Annotated in this window: 27 protein-coding genes; 5 read left to right on the top strand and 22 right to left on the bottom strand. The window is 37.5% G+C overall.

The features are described 5' to 3' along the window. Positions 1 to 19: 19 nt before the first annotated feature. Positions 20 to 1,225 (bottom strand): MFS transporter, encoded by a 1,206-nt coding sequence (locus AC3WOM_RS14970; RefSeq protein WP_427539484.1) that lies wholly within the window; start codon positions 1,223 to 1,225, stop codon positions 20 to 22. 316 nt (positions 1,226 to 1,541) lie between these two features. On the opposite strand from AC3WOM_RS14970, the gene AC3WOM_RS14965 reads away from it, so the two are divergent. Continuing rightward, complete coding sequence (locus tag AC3WOM_RS14965) at positions 1,542 to 2,261, top strand: DUF421 domain-containing protein (protein WP_427539481.1); 720 nt, start codon at positions 1,542 to 1,544, stop codon at positions 2,259 to 2,261. 18 nt (positions 2,262 to 2,279) lie between these two features. On the opposite strand, the gene AC3WOM_RS14960 is transcribed toward AC3WOM_RS14965, so the two are convergent. The 21 genes from AC3WOM_RS14960 to AC3WOM_RS14860 all read right to left on the bottom strand — a co-directional run bounded on the left by AC3WOM_RS14960 (position 2,280) and on the right by AC3WOM_RS14860 (position 20,186). Next, the gene (locus AC3WOM_RS14960; protein WP_492447415.1) at positions 2,280 to 2,984 is read right to left on the bottom strand and encodes a CBS domain-containing protein; all 705 of its coding nucleotides are present in this window, start codon (positions 2,982 to 2,984) and stop codon (positions 2,280 to 2,282) included. A gap of 262 nt (positions 2,985 to 3,246) precedes the next feature. Then, positions 3,247 to 3,426: a DUF2292 domain-containing protein gene (locus tag AC3WOM_RS14955; RefSeq protein ID WP_492447414.1), complete on the bottom strand. Its 180-nt coding sequence runs from the start codon at positions 3,424 to 3,426 to the stop codon at positions 3,247 to 3,249. Continuing rightward, the gene (locus AC3WOM_RS14950; protein ID WP_492447413.1) at positions 3,423 to 3,839 is read right to left on the bottom strand and encodes a riboflavin kinase; all 417 of its coding nucleotides are present in this window, start codon (positions 3,837 to 3,839) and stop codon (positions 3,423 to 3,425) included. The genes AC3WOM_RS14955 and AC3WOM_RS14950 overlap by 4 nt, the downstream gene beginning before the upstream one ends. A gap of 23 nt (positions 3,840 to 3,862) precedes the next feature. Further along, complete coding sequence (locus AC3WOM_RS14945; protein ID WP_492447412.1) at positions 3,863 to 4,153, bottom strand: hypothetical protein; 291 nt, start codon at positions 4,151 to 4,153, stop codon at positions 3,863 to 3,865. Positions 4,154 to 4,494: 341 nt separating this feature from the next. After that, complete coding sequence (locus AC3WOM_RS14940; protein WP_492447411.1) at positions 4,495 to 5,874, bottom strand: LLM class flavin-dependent oxidoreductase; 1,380 nt, start codon at positions 5,872 to 5,874, stop codon at positions 4,495 to 4,497. A gap of 49 nt (positions 5,875 to 5,923) precedes the next feature. Then, the gene (locus AC3WOM_RS14935) at positions 5,924 to 6,274 is read right to left on the bottom strand and encodes a hypothetical protein (protein ID WP_492447419.1); all 351 of its coding nucleotides are present in this window, start codon (positions 6,272 to 6,274) and stop codon (positions 5,924 to 5,926) included. Then, positions 6,267 to 7,112 (bottom strand): acyl-CoA dehydrogenase family protein, encoded by an 846-nt coding sequence (locus AC3WOM_RS14930; protein WP_492447410.1) that lies wholly within the window; start codon positions 7,110 to 7,112, stop codon positions 6,267 to 6,269. Before AC3WOM_RS14930 ends, AC3WOM_RS14935 begins: the two co-directional genes overlap by 8 nt. A gap of 217 nt (positions 7,113 to 7,329) precedes the next feature. Then, the gene (locus AC3WOM_RS14925; protein ID WP_492447409.1) at positions 7,330 to 7,452 is read right to left on the bottom strand and encodes a hypothetical protein; all 123 of its coding nucleotides are present in this window, start codon (positions 7,450 to 7,452) and stop codon (positions 7,330 to 7,332) included. Between the two features lie 373 nt (positions 7,453 to 7,825). Then, positions 7,826 to 8,950: an FMNH2-dependent alkanesulfonate monooxygenase gene (gene ssuD, locus AC3WOM_RS14920; RefSeq protein ID WP_492447408.1), complete on the bottom strand. Its 1,125-nt coding sequence runs from the start codon at positions 8,948 to 8,950 to the stop codon at positions 7,826 to 7,828. 12 nt (positions 8,951 to 8,962) lie between these two features. Next, positions 8,963 to 10,141, bottom strand: a complete 1,179-nt coding sequence (locus tag AC3WOM_RS14915) for an acyl-CoA dehydrogenase family protein (protein WP_492447407.1) — start codon at positions 10,139 to 10,141, stop codon at positions 8,963 to 8,965. 369 nt (positions 10,142 to 10,510) lie between these two features. Further along, the gene (locus AC3WOM_RS14910) at positions 10,511 to 11,899 is read right to left on the bottom strand and encodes an LLM class flavin-dependent oxidoreductase (RefSeq protein ID WP_492447406.1); all 1,389 of its coding nucleotides are present in this window, start codon (positions 11,897 to 11,899) and stop codon (positions 10,511 to 10,513) included. A gap of 93 nt (positions 11,900 to 11,992) precedes the next feature. Further along, on the bottom strand, positions 11,993 to 13,222 hold the full coding sequence (locus AC3WOM_RS14905) for an acyl-CoA dehydrogenase family protein (protein WP_492447405.1): 1,230 nt from the start codon (positions 13,220 to 13,222) through the stop codon (positions 11,993 to 11,995). A gap of 30 nt (positions 13,223 to 13,252) precedes the next feature. Further along, positions 13,253 to 14,461 carry an acyl-CoA dehydrogenase family protein gene (locus tag AC3WOM_RS14900; protein WP_492447404.1) on the bottom strand — a complete coding sequence of 403 codons (1,209 nt, stop codon included), beginning with the start codon at positions 14,459 to 14,461 and terminating at the stop codon, positions 13,253 to 13,255. A 22-nt stretch (positions 14,462 to 14,483) separates the two neighbouring features. After that, entirely contained in the window at positions 14,484 to 15,560 is a 1,077-nt protein-coding gene (sfnG, locus tag AC3WOM_RS14895) for a dimethylsulfone monooxygenase SfnG (RefSeq protein WP_492447403.1), read from the bottom strand. 365 nt (positions 15,561 to 15,925) lie between these two features. After that, positions 15,926 to 16,048, bottom strand: a complete 123-nt coding sequence (locus tag AC3WOM_RS14890) for a hypothetical protein (RefSeq protein ID WP_283870306.1) — start codon at positions 16,046 to 16,048, stop codon at positions 15,926 to 15,928. Positions 16,049 to 16,284: 236 nt separating this feature from the next. Then, the gene (locus tag AC3WOM_RS14885) at positions 16,285 to 16,578 is read right to left on the bottom strand and encodes a hypothetical protein (protein WP_492447402.1); all 294 of its coding nucleotides are present in this window, start codon (positions 16,576 to 16,578) and stop codon (positions 16,285 to 16,287) included. Between the two features lie 131 nt (positions 16,579 to 16,709). Next, the gene (locus tag AC3WOM_RS14880; protein WP_492447401.1) at positions 16,710 to 17,492 is read right to left on the bottom strand and encodes an ABC transporter permease; all 783 of its coding nucleotides are present in this window, start codon (positions 17,490 to 17,492) and stop codon (positions 16,710 to 16,712) included. After that, a complete protein-coding gene (locus AC3WOM_RS14875; RefSeq protein WP_492447400.1) occupies positions 17,489 to 18,382 on the bottom strand; it encodes an ABC transporter ATP-binding protein in 894 nt (297 codons plus the stop codon). The genes AC3WOM_RS14880 and AC3WOM_RS14875 overlap by 4 nt, the downstream gene beginning before the upstream one ends. Further along, positions 18,379 to 18,582: a PLDc N-terminal domain-containing protein gene (locus AC3WOM_RS14870; RefSeq protein WP_492447399.1), complete on the bottom strand. Its 204-nt coding sequence runs from the start codon at positions 18,580 to 18,582 to the stop codon at positions 18,379 to 18,381. The genes AC3WOM_RS14875 and AC3WOM_RS14870 overlap by 4 nt, the downstream gene beginning before the upstream one ends. 205 nt (positions 18,583 to 18,787) lie before the next feature. Next, positions 18,788 to 19,219: a protein-tyrosine phosphatase family protein gene (locus tag AC3WOM_RS14865; RefSeq protein ID WP_492447398.1), complete on the bottom strand. Its 432-nt coding sequence runs from the start codon at positions 19,217 to 19,219 to the stop codon at positions 18,788 to 18,790. A gap of 19 nt (positions 19,220 to 19,238) precedes the next feature. Further along, positions 19,239 to 20,186: a carbohydrate kinase family protein gene (locus AC3WOM_RS14860; protein ID WP_492447397.1), complete on the bottom strand. Its 948-nt coding sequence runs from the start codon at positions 20,184 to 20,186 to the stop codon at positions 19,239 to 19,241. A 216-nt stretch (positions 20,187 to 20,402) separates the two neighbouring features. On the opposite strand from AC3WOM_RS14860, the gene AC3WOM_RS14855 reads away from it, so the two are divergent. The 4 genes from AC3WOM_RS14855 (at position 20,403) to AC3WOM_RS14840 (ending at position 25,187) form a co-directional block, all read left to right on the top strand. Beyond that, the gene (locus AC3WOM_RS14855; protein ID WP_427539451.1) at positions 20,403 to 20,966 is read left to right on the top strand and encodes a GNAT family N-acetyltransferase; all 564 of its coding nucleotides are present in this window, start codon (positions 20,403 to 20,405) and stop codon (positions 20,964 to 20,966) included. 18 nt (positions 20,967 to 20,984) lie between these two features. Beyond that, entirely contained in the window at positions 20,985 to 21,911 is a 927-nt protein-coding gene (locus AC3WOM_RS14850) for an EamA family transporter (protein WP_427539448.1), read from the top strand. Positions 21,912 to 22,105: 194 nt separating this feature from the next. After that, positions 22,106 to 23,197 (top strand): extracellular solute-binding protein, encoded by a 1,092-nt coding sequence (locus AC3WOM_RS14845; protein WP_492447396.1) that lies wholly within the window; start codon positions 22,106 to 22,108, stop codon positions 23,195 to 23,197. A gap of 919 nt (positions 23,198 to 24,116) precedes the next feature. After that, entirely contained in the window at positions 24,117 to 25,187 is a 1,071-nt protein-coding gene (locus tag AC3WOM_RS14840) for an ABC transporter ATP-binding protein (protein ID WP_427539442.1), read from the top strand. Positions 25,188 to 25,190: the final 3 nt, after the last annotated feature.

The following is a 25,190-nucleotide window of genomic DNA, read 5'->3' as shown; positions in this document are numbered from 1 at the left end:
TTGAGACGCGTTTTAGTTTTTATACTGCTGACGCAGGTTTATCCTTTGGTAAGAAAAAGGCTACTAATAGCAATAAAGGCAACAAGGAAACGACCATCATCGTAAAATCAATTCCCTTATGGTCCATTAAAACACCAATGACCATAGCTCCAATTGCTCCCATACCGAAAGCAAAGCCCGTTGTTAAACCAGCCATTGTACCAATTTTTGAAGGGACTAGCTCCTGTGCGTATACAACTGTCACTGAGAAGCTAATCATAATGAGTGTACCAATAATCACTAAGAATATCATAGCTGTCCATAAAGGAACATATGGAAGAGCTAGACAGAATGGCATTGGTACAATAACGGATAATAATATAACATTCTTTCTACCAATTCGATCAGATAATGAACCGCCGAAAAATGTTCCAATAACACCAAATGCCATAAAGCTGAAAATAAGAATTTGCCCAAGTCGAAGGCTAACATCATAATGATCCATCAAATAAAATACATAAAAACTTGTAATATTGGTTGTATAAAATGATCGTGCAAAAATAATAGTAAATAATAACGTCAGCGCAATACCCACTTGATTTTTTGTTAATGGAGGTAAGGTGGATACTAATACACGCTTTTTCTTTGCTAGACGTTCCTGCTCTAACTTCTTTTTATACCATGCAGCAATTTTACTTAATACAACAATACCAATCGCAGCTACAACTAATACCATTGCGGCACCGCGTTGACCAAAAACACTAAAAATATAGGCACTAATCAATGGCGCCAGTGCTTGACCTGAGTTACCACCCACTTGATAAATCGATTGTGCAAGCCCTCTTTTAGAGCCTGCTGCCATAAATGAAACACGAGAACCTTCTGGATGAAATATAGCTGAGCCAAAGCCTAAAAATAATACTGATATAATAATTACCCAATATTGGGTTGTAAATGCAATGATAGCAATACCTATGAATGAACTTATCATACCAATTGGCAAAGCATAAGGCATTGGCTTTTTATCACTAACAAAGCCCACCACTGGCTGTAATGCAGAAGCGAACATATTTAAAACAAATGAAATTAGTCCAATTTGTGTAAAGGTTAAACCTAAATCACTCTTGAATATTGGGAACATCGCTGGTATTACCGCCTGCATCGTGTCATTAATAAGATGGGCAACAGCTATTGCAATCATAATAGGATAGATTGGATTATTAACATTTTCTACTGACTTGTTCATGCTGCACACCCACTTTCTAATTTTTCTCAAATTACGATAATAATCAATTTCGCCTTGGCGTAATTGCGTCCGGATTTTGAATTGTGCCTACACAATTCATTCCTTTGAAAATCCGTGACATCCACCGGAGGCTTTATCTTCATTCAGTGGATGTTGGGACACCCACTGAAAAGGAAACCAAAACATCATTCATATTACCACATGTAGAGGTGGGAGTCATATACTGAATGAAGATAAATGATTATCGCATACTCTTGGTCTTTTTGCACAAGCTAATTTCCGACAGCAGTGTAAAGGAGTTGATGGATGTATGAATATGGACGAATTTTTTCACGTGAATTTTTGGGAAATGATCCTAAGAGCTACACTTTCCTTTTTTGCATTACTTATTTTAGCTAGAGTACTGGGAAAGAAGCAGCTTGGGCAGCTCACATTCTTCCACTATACAACAGGTATTACATTTGGTTCGATTGCTTCTGAAATAGCAGCACAGGCAGAGACCCCCTTTTTAGATGGTCTTATAGCGTTAATTTGGTGGAGTGTGTTAACCTATTTAATGACTATTATTACCATTAAGTCAAAAAAGGCTCGAGTATTAATCGACGACAAGCCAACCATTGTTATTCAAAACGGTCTAATTTTAGAATCTGCCTTAAAGAAAAATCGATTGCATATGGATGAGCTAACAATGATGCTTCGAGAACAGGCTGTTTTCTCGGTTCAGGATGTTCAATATGCGTTGCTTGAAACTACCGGTAAATTGAGTGTGCTTCCAAAGCCTGCTGAACAACCAGCAACCAAGCAGGATGTGAAGGCTGATGTTACACCGCCAATCTATATTCCAACAGAAGTGGTTTCAGATGGACAGCTTATTTATGAAAACCTAGTCGAACTTGATTTAACAGAAGACTGGCTAATGAAAAAGCTGAAAAAGCAGAATGTCCAAACAGTTGATGATGTCTATTTTGCCCAAGTTCAAGCAAACGGTTCATTATATATCAGTCTAAAGGATAAAGCAAGACGATCAAGCCCTTAACAGCTTGTATCGTCTTGCTTAATCAATTTTCACAATATCTAGCGGGGTAACGATGCCAATTAGCTTTTGCTGCGGCTTCCCATGCTCAGTTATTAATAATGCCTCAAATCGTCGACCACGCTCCACACCTTGCTTAAAAATATCTTCAGCCTCATAAATCGTTATGTATCTACTCACAAATTTGTAATTCACTCGATTTTTTTCATGCATTAATATATCATGTAGGGTTGGAATCTGTTTTGGAATTTGATTGCCTCCCATCATCGTAGCCAACCAATTAGTAATACCAACTGTCGTTACTAATCCTTTAAATTGATCCTTATGGTATACAGGGAACTGCGTGAATTTACGTTGACGAATGACCTTCAATACATGCTTTAAGGAATCCCTTTCTTGAAAAACAAGCACTTTTTTTCGAAACATTTGACCAACCAATGTAGGCTTAGCAATTGTTGAATCGATATGCTCAATTCTTTCAACTACATCAAGATGAGGCTCAGCTATCACAAAATCCATCGACGTTCGATGATGTACAATAGCATTTCTCAAGTCTGCATAGGACCTCAAATCATCTTCGTATTTCTTAACTAGTACATCCTTCTTCTTGGCTTGATCAATTAGTCGGTAAAAGGGCATGAAATCTTTTGCACCGACAATATCTCTTAGCCTATGATCTATCCGATTAAATGCTGTAAGAAAACGATCGGAATTTTGTATTGTCAATTTACTAACCTTCCTTCACATGTTAGTTTTCATATTTTCCGAGTTATTTGACAAATTTCGAGTTATAGCTACATTATATGCCTAAATGACTAAGATTCCAAGAAAAGGTACATGTGAACTACAGGGAAGAAAGGAGAGGAATATCGTTGTCGGGAGTAAATATAATAGAAAATAAAGGAATTCTAGCAGGCATGTGAATCTAAGCCTGCTAGATGATTTCTCTATTATTCTATCTATACCTTTGTACGTTAGAGTTTGCGAACTACTTTCTTGATAGCTTAGGAATCACCTGCCGCGTTTCTACACGGTCAAAGCGCTTTTTCTTTGTCACATCTAATTGTGTAATATCACCATTGTGAACAGTGACTATTATTATGCCGTAGCTTATATTTGATAGATTATCAACAATCTCCTTTAACACATCTTCTCTTATAATAGTCATATCGTAACACCCCGCGATAATTTACTTTTAAAGCGATTTCTGGCATATTGCACATCTAGTTCAAGCTGTTGAATGAGTGCCTCAATGCTTTGAAATTTATTTTCTTGCCGTATCGGAAACACAACTTTAACAATTAATTGCTCATCATAAATGGTGTCATGAAAATCTAAAATATGCACCTCGATTGTTAGATGGCTACCATCAGTAAAAGTTGGTCGATTACCAATATTCATAACACCATAATATTGCTTACCATTCAAAAAAGCTTCTACACCATATACACCATTCTTAGGAATGTTACGGACAGGAACCTTTATATTTGCAGTTGGAAAACCAATTGTTCGTCCAAGCTGCTTCCCTTGCTCCACATTTCCTTCAATATATTGAAAAGTTGAATCAAGTAATGCTACCATTTCAATCTCTCCTTCTTATAAAATCACTGAATGCTTTCATTTAATTCTTCTGTACTAAATTGCTGTAAAGCAAAGGATAGATTTCCTTGACCAAACTTAAAGAATTTAGTTGTTTCACTTGGCTGAACATATTTTTCTAAAAATGCTACAATGGCTTTTCTTCTATCATAAATATGATAAAAGCCTACATCAAAGAGCCTTTCATCAATAGTATTATAAACTCCCCGATTAATAGAAAATGTCATTTCGCACCATTTAGCAAATCTTAAATCAGGTATATGATAAATCTCATCGAATTCAGTTTTTACATTCATTCCTACCCCTCCTTACCATATCTATTGAAACTTCATTCAGAAAGGGGTTCTCTTTATACCTCTGAATGGCAACTTTCATCAGTTAGTTTTATTGTCCTTTAACCACACATTTGATTGCTTATTATCCTGATATTTTGCTGAACGCCCAGCTACTACAATATAAACAGAAAAGGTCCCTTATCAAGTAAATGAACAAGGGACCTCTAGTCGACTAGTGGGTACAAAACATTATCTATTTCATATAATAAGCAATAGGAGAATTAAAGTAAAGTATTTTTATAAGTATTATATGTTTTAAAGAATCAGAAACCATCAAGCCTAAGTAGAATGACATTCAATTCTTAATTATTTACTTCTTTATGAAATGCACCTCTATATTGTGCTGCAGGATGACGCTCATTTAATTTATTTTCGCCAAACAGAGAATGACGGAATGTTTGACCATCTTCTAATTGCTCTAACGATTTTGCTAAACCTCGTTTCCGTAGCACTGGCAAGACATAATTGATAAATTCCTCATATGAACCAGGAATGGTCGCGTTAATAACATTGATGCCATCAATTCCAGCTTTATGCCATAGCTCTAATTGATCTGCAATCGACTCTGGTGTTCCTACAATTCGGCTAGCTTTACTTCTTAGATAAAGGAGGTCTCTGACCGTTGATACATTTCCTACTTCACTTTGCTTAAGCCATTGTAGTGTGCTTTGTATTCCTTCTGTTTCAATGTTCTCGATTGGTGCATCTAATTCTAGGTGACCTAAATCAACACCTATTCCTCCACCTGCATGCGCTAAAATTGAATCTATATCTATTTTGCTATCAAGCTCTGCTGCTTTCTTCCTTGCCTCTTCTTCCGTTGCACCAATAACAAATGATAAACCTTGAAAAAATTGAATATCTGCTGCTGATCGGCCATGCTTTACTGCTAAATCTCTGGTTTCTTGTATTAGCTCCTTAGCACTGTTAGGATTTGGAGAAATAATGAATATCGCCTCCGCATGTTGTGCACCAAAATCCCTTCCAACAGTTGATGCTCCAGCTTGAAATAAGACAGGTGTACGTTGTGGAGATGGTGCTACAAGATGTGGACCCTCTACTTGATAATATTCACCTTTGTGGTGAATTTTGTGGACTTTTGCTGGATCAGCATAAATGCCTCGTTCGCGATCCTGTAAAAGTGCTCCTTCATCCCATGATCCTTCCCAAAGCTTATACAACACATCAACATATTCATCAGCCCATCGGTAACGTTCATCATGTGCGACTAATTTTTCATAGCCAAAATTGCGGTAGGCATTTTCCTGTGCATTCGTGACAATATTCCAAGCAATACGCCCATTAGAAACATGATCCAGTGTTGATATCCGACGTGCAAAATTGAAGGGCGGCTCTTGTAACGGTGCTGCTGTAAACGCCAACCCGATACGATTTGTATTAACAGCTAATGCAGATATGATCGTCATTGGATCATTGCTTGGAATTTGTAAGCCTGCTTTTATATGATGCTCCCAGCCATTTTTATAATTGCCATAGAGACCTATAACATCTGCAAAGAAAATCGCATCGAAACCGCTAGCCTCTAATTTCTTTGCTAAATCAATCCATAAGTTAATATCTTGAAAATTAATTTGCTTACCTACTTCATCCCGCCAAAGGCCATGTATAATATGAGATGCTGTATTCATAACAAAAGCTGAAAAAGAAAGTGGCTTTACCATATGGATCAGTCCTTTTATCATTAAATGTATAAATTTACTAGGTTTTAGATTAAAAATAAACCTCTTTTATCGGCAATAACTGATTGTTTACTACCAAATCGCCAATCGCCCTTGCTTTATAAACGCTTGGATTGTGTGAAACAAGTGTCCTTATATTTCGCCAATGTCTATCTAAAAAAGCACTTTTCCTTGTTGCAGAGGCTCCTCCGACATCAAATAATTTTGTCGCTGCCTTTAATGCTAATTCGTCAATTATAACTTTTGTATGCGCAACGGCTAACGATGCCTGATGGCTTAAGTCAAAAGAAATAGCACCTTGGTCAGCCTGACTGCTTGCTTGATCTAATGCATCTGCAGCTGTAAGTAGCATGGATTGTGCGGCAAATGCAATACTAGACACCAACTATTTGTAGTAGCTGCGGATCCTGCCTCGGTAATTGTGCTGCTGCAAAACTGAAGGTACGTTTTCTAATTTGAACAAGTGACACGCTATCCGCCACAATACTGTTTAAAATACCAACAATCACCGCCTGTAAATATAATTGGGGGAAGGCATTGAATGGTGTTTTTCCTTGTAACTTTTTAAAAAGTTCATTGCGATGCACTTTGACGTTTTGAAATTTTGTTGTTCCACTGCCTGTTAGCTCCTGCCCAATACCATCCCAATCATCCTCAATCGTGACACCTGTTCTATCTGTTGGAATAATAACTGCCACTGGATTATCATCAACGTCTGATGCCGTCGCAACAACATAATCTGCATATAATGTTCCAGTACTAAAATATTTGATGCCATTTAGTCGAAAATCCTGCCCATCTGCTGTCAATTTCGTATTAAATACTAAACTGCCCACATGATGCGAAGATTTCTCCGTTACGGCATTACCAATGATAATGCCATCTGCAATTTGAGCTAATAGTGCTGTATGGCGTCCATCTATATTTTCACGTAATAATTGCTCAACATAACCATAATGGGCTCGTAAAATATGAGCTACATCTGAATCTACTTCAGCCAATTGCGATACGAATTGAAAGAGTTGACGTAAGTTATAGCCCATGCCTCCCTGTTGGACTGGTAGCTGTAGTGCCCCTAATTTTTTTCTTCTAATGACTTCCATTGCATAATATGGTGGTAATCGATCATCATTGCTTCGTCTTTGTATAGCATCCTCTGCAATTTCATTAAAAACCTTATCAATAATTTGTAAATGAATTTTTTCTTCCTTCTCAGCCATTTAATACCCTCCTTATCCATTGGATTATGAGAAGCCTAAAGCAAATTTGCTATTTGATTGGGCTTTACTTTCTAACTAGCTATTCCAAACTACTATCCTCTTTATCTATAAACTTGATACGTTATTATGTATTTAATTGATTTAAAACCAAATGAGTATTTTAAACGAACCTCAATAATTACCTCATCTATTTTCATCATGTCAGACTGTTCATTTATTAATTAAAATGCTGAATGGCTGCTGTCGCAATATTTTGCAGTACCATATCATTTAATGGAGGGTTATATGCGCCGCACTGTACATCTCGAAAATACCGTTCAAGCGGTAAGCTTCTAGACAAAGAGTGTCCTCCTGCAATACCAATCTCTCCTGCACTAGTAAAATTTCATATAAGGATAGTGCATGCCCTCTATATTCTTTTGGAATAGTTAATTTCAAATAGCCTCCCTTTTCCAAAATTCAGTAATGCTCAAATGGAAACTCACCAGAAACATCATATTACGAAGCTGTCACAGCAAAAGAAACCAAAACCGCATTCATCTCACCACCTGTAGAGGTGGGAATCTTCTGTATCTGCCGCTGCCTCTACGCTTACGCGCATAAAACATCTGCCGCTATGCTTTCAATACAAAAAACATTTGCTGGATGAAGATAAATCATACCTTCGTAATAATATGCTCTTCCTATAATACGAAGGTATATATATGATTTAATTACTTCAACGTCACAGATTTTATGTCTCCGCCAAATGGACTAAAAAATACACGCTCATTTGTACTAGTCTTCTTCTGAATTGGTAGTTTAGGGAATAATAGTTCAGCAACATTATAAGCTTCTTCTAAGTGTGGATAGCCAGAGAATATGAATGTTTCGATCCCTAAATCTGCATATTCTTGGATGCGGGCAGCAACTGTATCTGGATCACCTACTAATGCAGTTCCGGCTCCTGTACGAACAAGGCCAACACCCGCCCAAAGATTTGGACTAATTTCCAGCTTTGATTTATCTCCTTTATGAAGCTCAGTCATTAAACGTTGCCCTTCAGAATCCATACGACTAAACACTTTTTGAGCTTGTTCAATTGTTTCATCATCAACATACTGAATTAAATCATTTGCTGCCTTCCATGCTTCTTCCTCTGTTCTGCGGACAATAAGGTGAAGACGAATGCCAAATTTGATAGTTCGCCCCTGCTCCTCCGCCAACGCTCGCATTTTTGCAATTTTTTTCTCTACCTGTGTAGGTGGCTCTCCCCAAGTTAAATAGGCATCAATATGTTTAGCTGCTACTTGCATCGCAATATTAGAAGACCCTCCAAAATACAATGGTGGATAAGGCTGCTGAATAGTCTCGTAGGGCAATTGACCACCTTCGACTTTTAAATAATTACCCTCGAAATCAACCGAATCTTCTGTAAATAAATTGCGCCAGATTGTTAAAAACTCATCTGTTAGCTTATAGCGCTCGTCATGATCAAGGAAGAATCCCTCTCCTGCTAGTTCTACGGGATCTCCTCCTGCCACTACATTAATTAGTAGCCGACCACCTGAGAAACGATCAAGTGTAGATGATAGTCTTGCTGCAAAGCTTGGAGACATTAATCCTGGTCGTACTGCCACTAAAAATTTCAAATTTTCTGTAGCAGCAATCAAACTAGAAGCAACAATAAAACCTTCTTCACAGGTTTTTCCTGTTGGAATTAATACACCTGTATAACCAAGCTGATCGACAGCCAGTGCAATTTGGCGGGTATAATCAAAGGTTGCTGGCCTTGCCCCATCGTATGAATTTAAGTAACGTACATCGCCATTTGTTGGAATAAACCAAAATACTTCCATTATTGTTCCTCCTTAAGAATATGGTGAAATTTCAGGGTGTTTCCCATTTAAGACAAATTGTCCGATATCCCTTATTTTGTAATCAATTGGATCATGTAAAGTATGTGTACGCACATTCCGCCAATAACGATCAAAATTATATTTTGCCGATGTCGCACGTGCACCCATCAGCTCAAACATGTGACTCGTTACCTCTAATGCTGTTTTTACGATTTGAACTTTAGCTGTTGCAACAGCTATACTACACTCACTACGCAATTCTAAAGTAAGTTGCTGTCTTTCATGCCAAGTCATTTGCAGCTTTTCATTGGCAATGTTGGATAAGGCTAGGGCCGCCTGCAATTTTACAAAAAACTCACCATAACGATAGACGTAGTACGGGTCTTCTGTAGCATTCTGTACATTTGATGTTAACCACGGTCTCGTAAAATCCCTGGTATACTCCTTTGCTTCTTGAAAAGCCCCTTCAGCGGTTCCTAGCAATACTTGATTTAAAATGGACTGTGCAATATGCGTACGAATTGTTGATTTAAGATTTGTTGAATTTTGCTGATACCCAACAAGTATCTCTTCTTCTAAGACCCTCACACTATTAAATTGCACACTTCCGCTATCTGTTTGTCTTTGCCCAAAACCATCCCAGTCATTATTAATTACTATACCCGTCTTTTTAGTAGGTATTATAGCAATTAGTAAGCCCTCTCCTTCTATCTTTTGCGCGGAAATCAATAAAAGATCAGAGTCTGTTGCACCAGAACAGAAACTTTTTTCACCATTGATTTCCCAGCCATACGTGGTTTTAATGGCTGTCACACGGTGATCTAATGGATTAAATGCATTACCCCAAAATAACTTTTTTTCAGCAGTTTTTTTAGCATAATACTCAAACTGTTCCTCTGAACCGTAAAGGTCTACAGTGGCTAAACATAAGAAATGATAACCAAATAAATGTGCTAGAGAACTATCAACTTGTGCAATTTGTTTGGTTATGGTTAACACATCTAACCAACTTTGTCCGTAACCACCTAACTCCTTAGGTGTTATTAAACCCAATAATTTACTATGGCGAATCAAATCTCGCTGCTCTTTAGCGGTTCCACCTTCTTTATCACGCTCACTAGCAGTTTCTGCAAATGTTTTAATCAAATCACTTACAATAGCACTGATTGTAGGATCTAAGGTTACTGTCATTATTTCATTCCTTCCTTCAAAGCACTTTAATGAACTGTCACTTTTGTGAAAACTGAGTACTTTAAAACCTTGCTTAATCGCTTTAGTCATCATAGACCTACTTTATTTTATCCAAAGCTATGCTGCTGATCGCTCATCTTTTCTAAAACAAAAGGCACTTATTCATAATGTCAGTAGTCATTATGAATAAGTGCCTCTATTACGCATAGTTGGCTATTCGGTATTTTTTAGATTGTTTCGCTATTAGCGATAAATGCTTAAAAGTTATATTAATTTACGAAATAGATAAAGTCAATATGTTTTATAAATACTGTAAAATTAGTTTATTTTTAGATGAATGTAATTATACCTTCATTTTTCCACTCATATTTAGGTATTGATTAGCTTATGCAGTTTTCTATATTTTGACCCTATATGTTCATCTGATAAATTCGCTTTGCCTTTACCAAATAATTTTTCACGATAAACACCTTCTTCATATTCTGGAGCTAATAACCCGCGCCTTTGAAGTTCAGGTATCACCAAATCTGCAAAATCAATAAATGTACCAGGAGTAATCGCATATGCGATGTTAAAACCATCAATATCTGTTTCATCGATCCACTCCTCAAACTTATCAACAATTTGTGCTGGAGTTCCTACAATAACTGGACCCATTCCCCCTATGCCTGCAAATGTCGCTAATTCTCTTACTGTCCATTTTTTATTAGGGCTAAATTTTGTTAATACCTCCAGCATTGATTTAATGGCATTTGTCTCGATATACTTAATCTCTTCATCTAAATCATACTGCAAAAAATCAACACCAGACCATCCACTTAATAGGGAGAGCGCTCCTTCAAGACTAATGTAGTTAGACAGCTCTTCATATTTAGCCCAAGCTTCTTCTTCTGTTTTTCCAACAATCGGTGTGATTAGTGCAAATACTTTCACATTATCTGAATCTCTATTTGCGTTTTTAACTTCTTGGCGTAAGTCTTGGACATAAGCTGCTGCTGCTTCTTTTGAAGGCACAGAAATAAATGTGCATTCGGCATGCTTTGCCGCAAATTTCTTTCCTGCGCCTGAAGCGCCAGCTTGAAATAATACCGGTGTGCGCTGTGGAGATGGTTCACATAAATGAATTCCTGGCACTTCAAAATACTTTCCTTTATGTTGAATCTCATGCACCTTTGTAGGATCTGAAAATACACCTACTTCTTTATCACGTATAACAGCTCCGTTCTCCCAACTACCCTCCCAAAGCTTATAGCATACCTCTAGATACTCATCTGCAATGTTATAACGTTCTTGATGCTGAAACTTATCACCAATATCAATATTCTTTGTTCCACTTTCTAAATAAGAGGTGACAATATTCCATGCAATTCTACCGTTTGTTAGATGATCAAGCGTGGAAATACGACGCGCGAAAGAATAGGGATGCTCAAATGTCGTCGAACATGTCATACCAAACCCTAAATGCTTTGTGGCATATGCCATAGCAGAAACAAGTAAAATTGGATCATTGACAGGAACTTGCGTTGCTTCCCGCACAGTTGTGGCTTTATCATTGCCGTAAACATCATAAATCCCAATCACATCCGCAATAAATAAGCCATCAAATCGACCTTTTTCCAGTATTTTTGCTAACTCTACCCAATAATCAATGTCCTTATATCGCCAAGCTTGGTCATCTGGATGTCTCCACAAACCTGGAGACTGATGTGCTACGCAATTCATGTCAAATGCATTTAAATAAATACGCTTTTTCTTCATAACATGCTCTTCCTCTCTATACTCAGCATATAAACTCCTGCTCCACAAAAAAAAAGCAGGAGTTTCCTATTAAATATATTAAATTAGTAGGTTTTACTTCGCAGTTGTTGGATTTGTACCTTCTTCTCCCCATAAATCTAATGGTAAGTCTAGGATTAATTTTCCCACCTGATCACGCCCAATATGATTGGATGGAGCCATTGGAATACCTGCACGTGCATCTCGATATAATCGTTCAAAAATCCCCTCCGAATAACCGTAGCCACCCGCAACTTCCATCGCAACACGTGCTGCAAAATCAGCCAGCTCTGTTGTTTGCACCTTGAACTCTACTATCTCTCTACCTAATGAAGAAAGAGATTCTCCTTTTTCTAATAACTCATCATGATGACGAGCTAATTCTAGTTGCCATGCCTTTAAAGCGGTGATTTGAATTTGAACCTCTGCTATCCTTGCCCGCAATACTTGGTAATCTGCCAATCGTTTATTAAATCCTTTGTTAACAGCATTCTTCACATGATTAATCGCAGCATTTAGTGCTCCCTGAGCGACTCCTAACCAAGCTGAGGATAAACCCACTAAATAAATAGGATTTATACCTTCCGTAATAATATCTTTTCCTAAGCCCTCTTTTCCTAACAGGTCCCGCTTAGGTACAATGACATTTTCATATCGGATGGGACCACTATGATTTCCACGAACACCTAATGCCTTCCAGGGCTTTGCTGAAATACCTTTACTTTTTCCATCCACGATGAAGAAACTCAGATCACTTACATCCTCAGTGTCAGGTGTTCTTGTCTGTAGTAAATAAAAATCTGCCTGACCGCCACTAGTAGTAAATGACTTTTCTGCATTAATGATATAACCCTCTGCCTGACGTTCCGCTTGACTCAAGCTATACCATACATGACCACGTGTTGCTTTTTCACTGATAGAAAATGTACCAATTAATCCATTGCGAATCGGTAAAAGCCAGCGTTCTTTTTGTTCATCATTGCCATATAAATGAATTCCCTGTGCTCCACCCACATGCATAGCATAAACTAGTGCAGTCGAAGCATCCACCTTTCCAATTTCCTCCGCAGCAATTGCAAAACCTAAATAGCCTAATCCTAGTCCGCCCCATTTCTCATCAATTGTCACGGAATTCCAGCCTTCCTTGGCTAAGGCTTCAAGATTTTCTCGTGGGAATTTAGCTTCTTTATCAATTATTTCTGCATTTGGTTTTATAACATTTTCAATAATGGGTTGAATTCGCTGACGAATCTCCTCTACAAATTCCCTCGAATATCTACTTTTCTTTTCTGCTACTATACTCATTCGTCTGCCTCCTTTTGTAAATGGTTTAACCTAGAAATACACTTCATTAATTGGCAATTCTATTCTGTTTACCTCATAGTTTCCGATTGCTCTTGCCTTGTAGACAGTCGGATTATGAGAAGAAATCGTACGAATATTACGCCAATGACGATCTAAATAAGCTGTTCTGCGCGTTGCTGAGGCACCGCCCACTTCAAATAACAGTGTGGATGCTTCAAGAGCTAATTTGTCTACTATAACCTTAGCTTGAGCTGCACGTAATGATGCCTGATGGCTCGCCTTATACTCTATAATGTCCTTTTCTGCTGTTAGGACTGCCTTATCCAGTTCTTTTGCCGCTGCTAGCACGATTGTTTTAGCAGCAAATGCACGACTTGATAATTCTCCTATAACCTGTAATAGTTGTGGATCCTCAGTTGGCTTTTCTGCAGCGGCAAAACTAAATGTTCGTTTTCTAGTTGATAGTAAATTCGCAGCATCTTGCACAACACTTTGTAAAATCCCAGCAATAACAGCCTGTAAAAATAATTGTAAATGTGAGTTAAACGGCGTTGAGTTTTCTGAAATAGGAAAAATTTCAGTTTTTTCAACAGATACATTCTTTAAGTTGGTAGTGCCGCTACCTGTCAAAGTTTGACCGAAACCATCCCAATCATCTACTACTTCAACACCCTCTCGATCAGTCGGAAGGATCACCCGAACCGTTTTGCCATTAACATCAGAAGCCATAATTTCTACCCACTCCGCATATAGGGTACCTGTACTGAAATATTTAGTACCGTTCAGACGATAACCTTCTCCATCTACGGTTAGCTTTGTTTCAAACTGGAAAAGTCCTGCATTGGTACCATTTAGCTCCGTAAATCCATTCCCGATTAAATCTCCTCCTGCAATTACTTCTAGCCATCTGGCACTTTGAGGATTCTCTTTATCTAGTAAAAACTGCTCTACAGCATAAAAATGATAACGTAAGCTATGTGCTACATCTGGATCTGCTGCTGCCAATTGAATGAGCACATCAAATACATCATGGATAGCTGCACCTGCTCCTCCCAGTTCTATTGGTAATCTTAATGCACCGAGACGTGCATTTTTAATTAGCTGAATCGCATGATGAGGGTGTGTTGTTGAACTTTCTTTACGACGTTTTGCTGCATCTTCTGCAATCTCTGTTAACAATTTTTTTAGTTCCTCACTATTGGGCCTTACAATGGAGCTTAAAGTGATGTGTTCTGACATATAAACATCTGCCCTTTCTTTATTAATGATTTTGTAATTGTAAATTAGCCTCTTTTTCTCTTACTAAAGGAATGACTTTTTCACCAAATGCCTTTAGATCCTCTTCATAATGCAAGAAGCCTGTTAGCACAATATTAATCCCAATTTTCTTTAGTTCTATTATTCGATTAGCCACTTGCTCTGCAGTACCAATTAATCTCGTTTTAAAACCGTCATTATACTGAACAAGATCCTCATAAGTTGATTCAGCCCACATTCCTTGTTTGTCACCTGTAGATTGACCAGCCTGCTTAACAGATTCTTTAAAGCCTAAAACAGCTTCATCATTTGCTTGTTTCACAATATCACGTAATACTTGCTGAGCCTCTTCCTCTGTATCTCGAACAATAACGAATCCATTAATGCCAAATTCAATTGGTCCGTTGTTATTTGCCTCTCGAAGCACTCGAACCTCCTCAATTTGAGCTTTAATTTTATCTAGTGGGTCACCGTTCATGAAGTAAACATCTGATACACGGCCAGCCATTTCTTTTGCAGCTTGAGAATTGCCACCTTGAAAGATTTTCGGTGCTTGAATTGGCTTCGGCTTTAATGGAGCTTGATTTACTCTATAAAAATCACCTTTATACGTAAATTCGTCCTGTGACCAAAGACCACGTAAAATATCTATAAATTCTTCAGAACGACGATACCGCTCGTCATGCTCTAACCAAGGCTCACCATATCCTGTAAATTCACCTTTAAACCAACCACTAACAATATTGATTGCGGCCCTACCGTTGCTGATTTGATCCACAGTTGAAATGATCTTTGCCATAACTGCTGGATGCCATAAACCAGGCAACACGGCTGTAATAATTTTTAATTTGGTCGTGGATGCTGCTAAGGCTGCTGCAAGTGCGGATGCCTCTAACTGATTCTCTGCTCCATAACTAGCAAAAAAACGTGTTTGCAATAATACATAATCAAACCCAACATTCTCTGCAATTTGGGCATAGCGTTTATTCGCTTCAAAAGACCAATCAGTATGCTGTGAAATATTAGAAATGACTAATCCACCACTAACATTTGGAGCCCAATAAGCAAATTGCAATGTCATCATTTACTCCTCCTTATTCATATTGAACTTATAAGTATAATAAATATTAATGCTAAAAAAATTTATATTCCTTTTAACAAAACACAAAAAACTCCTTAATTCTAAAATTAAGAAGTCTCTAGTCGTCTAGCAGACCTACTATCAATGAGATATCTCTATTACCGTAGTCGGTTTTCTATAGAGTATGTTTCGAGTTGATTAGTGAGTTACTTATTTATGATTGTTAGCTACATCATAAATGTTGAAATTTACAAAGTCAAGTATATTTATAGGAATAATTAAAATTATCAAAATATATTTCGGAATTTGCATATTCACTGAAAAAAAACCCTTAGCTATGTTTTGACCATAGCTAAGGGTTAAAATTATTTTGTGTAAGACAATACCGCATTTTTCTTAAAATGCTGAAGCGCTTGTGTAGCTTCCTTTTTATTTGTATATTCAAAAATACGAACATCTTTTTGCTCAAATACTGTAATAACCCACATAGTAAAATCCCCCATCAATTTGTTTTTTTGTATTATAACAATTAAGCTACTGGTAATATTTTTGTCTAACTGTTTTATAACAACTTCTAACTTGATTCCTATTCTACTCCGATTTTTTCAAAAGAAAAGCATTATGTGAGGTTTTTCACAAACTGTTCAAATTCAAAACGCTTTCATTGAACAAATTGTGAATTTACATTATTTGAAGGGATAAAATGAGCTGGATTCACTGAAATTTATTCATCTATGCCTAGTTGAAGTTTGCTGCAAAAGGATTCAATTATGTCACGTTCGTCTTTTGGCAGTGCATTATATTCTGTCCAATGGTCTGCTGAGAGTTCCTCTAGTTCTTCAAAGCTGACCTCTCTTGTTAGAACAGTTCCATTAACTTTAGCGGCTAATTGCTCAGCAGCCTTACTATTCGTAAAAGCAAATGCATGCTCTTCATCTTCAGTAAGCATGAGCATATCGTTTAACCCATGATAATAGCTGCTCTCTACCTGTACTATATAATAGATTATGGATGCCATCTCACACCTCCCTTTCATTCAAGCTCTGAATCATTACATTTTTTTAGAAATCCATTAAAAAACTATATACTATACAACAGAAAAGGACTAGCACTTTATTTGCCAGCCCCCTCACTCTTTTTTTAATTGCTTTAAATCTTTGTCATTGCAGCATTCTTCTTCATGGCCCATATCCCTAAAACAACACAAGCTAGAAGTAGCATAATCGTAAGAAGCATACTCCACCAATAATATGACATTTCCATCGTAACACGGATAAGCTGTACACCATATGTCGGCATTTTCCACGGTGATATGGTCCAAAATGAGCCCAACAATGCATCTATAATCTGCCCAACAAAAATCACTATGAACGTAAATGCTGTAGCAATAGTTGTTTTAAATGCTGCACTCATTAGAAGTGTGACTGCTAGTACAAATAGCAACCAAACATAATAAGTACAAAAGCTTGCTAGAAGTGTTGCTGCATCAATTGATCCATATAAAATGACTGTGTAATAAACACTACCTGTAAAGCCTGCTATAATACTTACCAAACTTATAACACTTAAAACCGTGAACTTACTTAGAAAATATGCAGCAAATGAAATTGGACGCACATATAAGAGTGTCGCCATTCCATTAGCGCGTTCCTTACTAATTGCTCCAACAAAAGCAGCCAATATCACCAGTAACCCTATTGTTTGAAACTGTCCAATAGAAGCCTGTAATAAATCGACAGGCATTAACTCTGGCAGTAACATTTCAAACCCTTCTGGTACATTTCCAACAGCATTTAAAATATCCATCATATAATAGTTTGTCAGTGGATCACTCATACCTAGTAATACAAATACAAGAGGTATCCATAAAAACTTCCTGCTTCGCCAAGCTTCTCTAAATTCCTTTTGCAGAAGTACGTTAAAACCTCTCATATTTTTTTCGCCACCTTCATAAAAATTTCTTCAAGTGATGCCGTTTGTCTTTCCACTTTTCGGATTTTATAAGGTGTCTTACTTAAATATTGTAGTAGTTGCTGCATACTTGGCTTCTCATCAATAATTTCTATATATACAAAACAGCCCTTGATTTTGCCTTTCAGCTCATTTTGATCAATAAAATGTTTTGCTTCTTCTTCGGAGCTAAATTCAACGACAAAATGGAGCTCATCAAAGCGTTGTCGTACCTCCAGTAATGTTCCTTGCTCTACTAATTTTCCATCACGTAAAAATAATAATTGATCTGTCATTTCCTCTGCATCATTTAAAATATGTGTTGAATATAAAATAGTTGTTTCTTGCTGTAAGCCCTTTAATAAATCAAGAACTTCCCTTCGTCCTACTGGATCTAAAGCAGAAACAGGCTCATCTAATAGCAGTAATTTAGGTTTATGCACAATTGCCTGGGAAATGCCAAGACGTTGCTTCATACCACCTGAAAATGTAGCAATTTTCTTATTTAAATCATTACCCAATCCTACAAATTCAAGCGTTTTTTGTGCATCTTTTTTGGCGTTCTTAGCAGAGACACCATTTAATTTTGCAGCCATTTCTGTAAACTCTATCGCACTTAGCCAAGGATGAAATTGTGGATATTGTGGTAAAAAGCCAATGTTAGCTCTAACTTCATCCTTCTGCATCTTTACACTTCCAGATGTTGGCTTTAAAAGGCCGGTTAACATTGATAATGTTGTTGTTTTCCCTGCACCATTCGGTCCAATCAAAGCTGTTGATGTATTTTCTTCTAGTGTGAAATCAATACCATCCACTACGACCTTCTCTGCAAATTGCTTTGTCAGACCTGTTACTTCAAGCAATGTTGTCATGTTTGTTTTCTCCCAACAATAAAGTACGAAATGGGTCCAAGTAGATTAACAAACACAATAATAAAAACCCATAAAATTTTTGGACCATTCGTTGCGTGGATTTTTCTTAAGTCAAATAGAGCTACAATCATTAAAATTAATTGTACGACGATTAGTGGTGCTATGATTGCCCATGGAATATCCCCTAACTGCTCTATCATACTGATCACCTCAATTTATTGTTATACCATTACTATAACAACTTTGTTCTAATATGTATAGAACAAAGTGAAGGGTATTCCATTTTTAGTAAATTTAAATGTCACTTTTTTGATATTATTAATAATAATATAGTAATAATATATCAAAAAAGATTTCTGGCACAAAAAAAGAAGTACCAAATTATTTTATGGTACTCCCTGTTCATTATTTATATAACTTCTGCAAAGCATCTGCCATTTTTGGACGGATTGTTACTTGTGGACGGGCTTCCTTTACAGTAGCTTCAGCTTCCTCTAAAGAGCTGGCAAATCCAAGCTCCATCAATATAGCTGTGGCTGCAACACCTGCTCGTCCACCTCCACTTCCGCAATGAAAATATACCTTCTGTCCACTCTCATAGGCAGAAACGATTTCATTGGCTACTTTTTTTATAGATGGCGCTACTTCTAAATCCTCATCAGCTATTGGTAAATGCTTGTACAGATAAGAAGACTCACTCTGTTCTTCTAAGGTAAGACCATTTATCCGAACATCTATTACGACATCAACAGACTCTTGCTCAAAAGCCGCTTCAGCATCCTTTGCCCCACCGAAAAATAATCGATCCTTCACTAACACATCATAGTTCTTCTCCATCTATACACGCTCCACATGATTATTTAAGCAAGTGCTTAATATCATCGTAATAAGGAAGAGCTGTTAAAGCCCCCGCTTTTGTTGCCGCTAAAGCACCTAGTTTATTACCAAAGCTTACACAACGAATAAGCTCCTCTTCTGTTGTAGGTAAACCATTGTAATGAACATCACGTAAAACACCAGCCATAAATGCATCCCCAGCACCTGTAGTATCTACTGGCACTACCTTCTCTGTCGGTACATGAATAGTCTCACCATTTAATACCGCATATGTGCCATTTTCGCCAACAGTTACTAAAATAATCGGCACTAGATAGCTGTTTAAATGCTCAATTCCCTCTGCCAAATTTATTGTCTCTGTGAGGAAGTAAAGTTCATCATCTGTGACCTTTAAAATATCTACCTGCTCAAAAAAAGATGTAACTGTTTCACGGCAGATCTCCTCACTGCTCCAGCGTAGAGGTCTTATATTCGCATCCATCGCAATAATGGCTCCTTTTTCCTTGGCCATATCAACCGCAACACGTGTTGTTTCAAGTGCTGTAGGATGGAACATTGTACCTGAGCAAACAGTTAACGCAGATGCATGTTTAAATGCTACTTCATTTAATTGAGACGCTTCTACTTGTAAATCTGGCGTCTCATCGACATAATCTTTAAAAATTCGCTCACATGCTTCAGTTAAATGCACATAGACACCACTTACACGTTTTGCAGGGTTAAAAACTGCATAATCCAGAGTCACCCCTTCTTGTGCAAGCCCATCTCTCACAAATTGTGAGCCCTCGTCATCCCCGGTAATGGTAATTAATGCAGATGGCGCACCAATACGGCTAATACCTGCCGCAACATTTACCGTTGCACCACCCATATATTTAGTAAAAGATGTATTTGTTACATCATCAGCAATATAGTCAATAAAAGCATCTCCATAGACTAATATAAAATCCTTCTCATCCTTTGTCATTGTTGTCCTCCCAAAAGTCTATTCATTATAGATTAACATGAAAATAGTTGTTGCATAAAGTGAAACTTCATGAGGACGCCTTTCCTTAATCCTCCATAACGGCGGGCTTGTGTATAAAGTTTTCTGAAAAATAGGAAAGCGAGCATCATTCTCTTAAAACTTGAGTCATCTTCTATCTTTGTTATACTTGCCTATAGAAAGGTAGGGATTTTGACAATGAGTATAACAATTCGACAAGCGCAACCACAGGATGCCCATGCCGTTGTTCCATTAATAATGGATGCTATTGGTGATATTGCCAATCGTTTAACTGGTGAACAAACAGAGGAAGCTGTTAAACGAGAATTAACAAACCTTTTCAAACGTGAGGATAATCGACATTCTTATTTAAATACTTATGTAGTCGTTGAGAATGAGCACGTATTAGGAATTCTTGTTTATTATAATGGCGAGCAGGCTATTGAGATGGATGCTAACCTTGTAAAGTGGCTGAAGGCTAAAAATGCGCCTTCTATTATCATTGATCGAGAGGCTCACGAGGACGAATACTATATTGATACAGTATGTGTTTCATCTGAGGCTCGTGGTAAAGGGATTGGTACATTACTGCTGCAATATGCAGAAGAACTAACAAAGCAGCGAGGCTTTAAAAAACTATCATTAAATGTTGAAACTCAAAAAGAGAGTGCACGTCGTTTGTATGAACGTTTAGGCTTCGTCATTACAGAACCATGGTCAATTATTGATGAACCTTTTCATCATATGGTGAAGCAAATTTAGGAAGTGAATCGCAAAAATATGAAATCAAATTTACTATATCCTCTACTGATTGTTATTGCCTCTAGTAGCTATGGAATATTATCGACAATTGTCAAAGTAGCTATGCAACATGGCTTTACATCAGCAGAGGCTGTGTCGAGTCAATATATTATTGGCTTCATACTAATACTCACTATTTTTTTAATTACGCAAAGACAATTACCCAAGCCTTCGAAAGGCGGGCTAGTTATTTTGGTTTGTGCAGGGCTACTTACTGGCACTACAGGTATTGTCTATGGAGAATCATTAAGATATCTGCCTGCTTCTTTGGCGGTAGTGATGCTCTTTCAATTTACTTGGATTGGTCTACTGCTGGATTGTGCACTAAACAAACGGTTACCAAGTCGTCCTGAAGTGATTTCGCTAATTATTTTATTTGCAGGAACCATTTTAGCCGCTGGTGTGTTAAATGTGGATCTAAGTAGTATCCCAATAAAAGGGTGGCTTTTTGGCTTTGCTGCTGCATTTAGCTTTGCTTGTTTTATTCAATTTAACTCACGACCTGTGGAAGGTATTACAACTACTGCCCGTGTCTTAATTGTATCCTTCGTTGCACTGATTTTAATTAGCATTTTCCTTAACCCTGAAATTATATGGAATGGAAAATTGTTTGTTCATGGTTTATGGAAGTTTGGACTAGCTTTAGGGCTTTTTGGCATTATATTGCCGATTTATTTATTTTCAATAGCCATTCCAAAAATAGGCGGTGCCCTTGCCTCCATATTAAGTGCCATCGAGCTTCCAGTAGCAGTTACCGTTTCTGTTATTGTTCTACATGAACCATTAACTGCTATACAAGTAATGGGGATAATTCTTGTCATTGTTGGGATGATGCTACCTGCAATTATTACCCAACGTCGGCAAAAGGATATTATTTTAGAACCCATCAACAATAAAAACGCATAATTAAAACTCCTTAATATTGGGTTCATCCCTTTTTAAGGAGTTTTTTCGAATTTTGTAATTATGGCATTGATAACCAATATTTATTTAGTTTATGATGAGGGCAATTAGAAATTTTTAATAATTCTAACATTATTGTGTTACCTCCGTATTATACTGCTATATGCAAGTTACTCACTATGAGAAAGGAGAAGATTATGAAAAAATCGCGTATTTTCGGTTTTTTCCTTGTGCTGATGCTCATTGTCTTAGCTGCATGTAGTAGTGAAAACAACAAGAATTCTACAAATGATGACAAAACGTCAAATTCTGAAAAAGCAGATGTAGAAACATCACCATCAGGCAAGCTAGTTATTTACACTGGTCGTGATGAGGAGATGGTACAGAAGGTAATCGATCAATTTAATGAAAAGTATCCAGACATTGAGGTAGAGTTTTTGACAATGGGGGCTCAGCAAATTTTAGAGCGTCTACGCGGTGAGAAGGCAAACCCACAGGCTGATTTCTGGTGGGGCGGTACACAATCAGCACTTATTGTTGGGGCTAATGAGGATTTGCTTCATGCATGGAAGCCTAGCTTTATCGACTCCATCGATACTGCACATAAAGATGCAGAAGGACGTTGGTTTGGCGAAATGCTGCTCCCTGAGGTAATTATGATTAACAGTGATGTATTAACGAAAGAATCTGGACCACAGGATTGGGATGATTTATTAGATCCTAAATGGAAGGATAAAGTTTTAATTCGTGGTGTTTTAGCATCTGGAACAATGCGGACTATTTACTCCTCCATGATTGTACGTCAAGGCGCCGATTCCCCTGATAAGGGCTATGATTGGCTATTACAACTAGATGCCAATACAAAGGAATATACACAAGATCCAAATGCACTTTATTTAAAGCTTACTCGTCAGGAGGGCAGTGTTTCGTTATGGAATCTGCAAGATATTTTATTAAAAAAATATACAACGGATTATCCATTTGATTACATTTATCCAAAAAGTGGTGCACCGATTTTAGTAGATGGTGTAGCTGTTGTCAATAATGCGAAAAACTTAGAAAATGCAAAGCTCTTCGTTGAATTCTTATTTGAAAAGGGTATGGTCACGCAACTGGCTAATGACTATTATCAAATTCCTACACGTTCAGATATTGATAAAGCAACAATGCCTGAATGGTATCAAGAGCTAGATTTAAAAACTTTTGATATTGATTGGCAGCTTATGTCAGAAAAAGAAGCCGAGTGGATGGAATACTGGGATAATAATATTAAAGGACGCGGCAAATAAGATTATAGAAAATAGCTTACTAGTGTTATCACTAGTCATGTTGTTGAAAAATTAAATAGTCAAGGGACCCTTTGTAAATATTTAGTCAAAATGAAGGTGATTTCCGTTCCAGACTACTCGCTTTGCCGCTGACGCTTCGCTTTCGCACAGAGCAAGGCTTCCTGCGCTGAGGAACGAAGGCTAAGTTCGTCACGTCCTGTGACAACACCTTCGTGACCAACATCATGTTGGCCTCAGTTTCTCGTCTGTCTCGCTATCCCACGGGAGTCGAGTTGCCTTGCACTCCAATCAGCAATAGTGTCGAACTTTGAATATTTTCTTCCCTCAAAAGTAAAGTAAAAGCATATTACTTACCAACATTAATTAGATAGAGTAGTGGTACAATTCTATAGTTGTTTATCCTACATTCTATGGATAAAACCACTTTGTCACTTTTCATAAAGTCACTTATTGCTGTCGCTCTGTTTCGCAAAAGAAAAATGTTATATCAAAGCTCAATTTTTGCGCAAAATAGTGATGGTTAAGACTTCATTTTATCACTACACATTTATGTGAAATGCCAATAGAAAATACTATGAGTAATGGTTGATTGGAGTGTAGACTGAGTGACTCCTCGGGGATTCAGCGTCACAGATGAGACCCTGGAGCGAGCTACGCGAGTGAAGCGGCTCATCGGACGCCCCCAGGAAAGCACTCAGTCGGAACGGAGATCAACCCCTCGTTTTGAAAAAGGGCTATACTTTTTTATATGTCACCTTGATGTCATTGACATAATAGTATTTCAACAACATGACTAGTGTTATCACTAGTTTGCTATTTTTGTATAAATGACCACCTACTGCTCACAAGAAAGGACAACAGAATTTCTTATTTGGAAGCCTTCATGTATTCTAACTTTCTGCGAGAAAGGAGCACTTTTTTGAGAAGTGTCAAAATAGAGAATGTCTCTAAGCAATTTGGTCAGGTGCATGGTGTAAAAAATTTAAGCCTTGATATTAAAGCTGGGGAGTTTTTTACATTTCTCGGTCCAAGCGGCTGTGGTAAAACAACTACCTTGAGAATGATTGCTGGCTTTTATTACCCGACAGCGGGGAAAATTTTATTTGATGATCAGGATGTGACTCGGCTTCAGCCCAATAAACGGAATATCGGTATGGTGTTTCAAAACTATGCTCTTTTCCCCCATATGACGGTTGATGAAAATATCGCCTTTGGTTTACAGGTTAGAAAGCTTAGCAAAAGCGAAATTAAACGAAAGGTCGATCGAATTCGAGGACTTGTTCATCTAGAGCCCTATGGAAATCGAAAAATCAATGAGCTATCAGGCGGGCAGCAGCAAAGAGTCGCATTGGCTAGAGCACTTGTGATTGAGCCAGATATTTTATTACTTGATGAGCCTTTATCGAATTTAGATGCAAAATTACGTGAGGAAACTAGAATTGAAATAAAACGAATTCAAAGCGAGCTTGGTGTCACAACTATTTATGTGACGCATGATCAAATGGAAGCAATGGCCATGTCTGATCGCATTATGGTGATGGAAAATGGCTATATCAAGCAAATTGGTACCCCTCAGGAAGTTTATCATCGTCCTTTAAGCCGCTTCGTTGCAGATTTTATCGGCGAAACAAACTTAATCGAAGCAACCATTGATACTATTGATGACGAGCATATACAAGCAAAAACAGCAAATGGACTTGTTCTCACTGGGCGAAAACACCAAAGCTCTCTATCTTTATCGCATATGATTGGAGACAAAGTGTTTATCTCTATTCGTCCAGAATCGATTCATCTAGATACAGGTGACAATACATTGACTGGTAAAATTTCTTTTGTTGAATTTACTGGAATTAGCGTGAATTACATTGTCGATTTTCAAGAATTTTCGCTAAAAGTAATGATTGTTAATTCAAGTGATTCATTAAAAAAGATTGGTGAGGATATTACGTTAAATATTCCTTATGATGCATTATATTTTTTAGGTGAATAGGGG

The organism is Lysinibacillus sp. FW301-JW8 (assembly GCF_058788755.1).
This window is presented reverse-complemented; position numbering and strand designations above follow the sequence as displayed.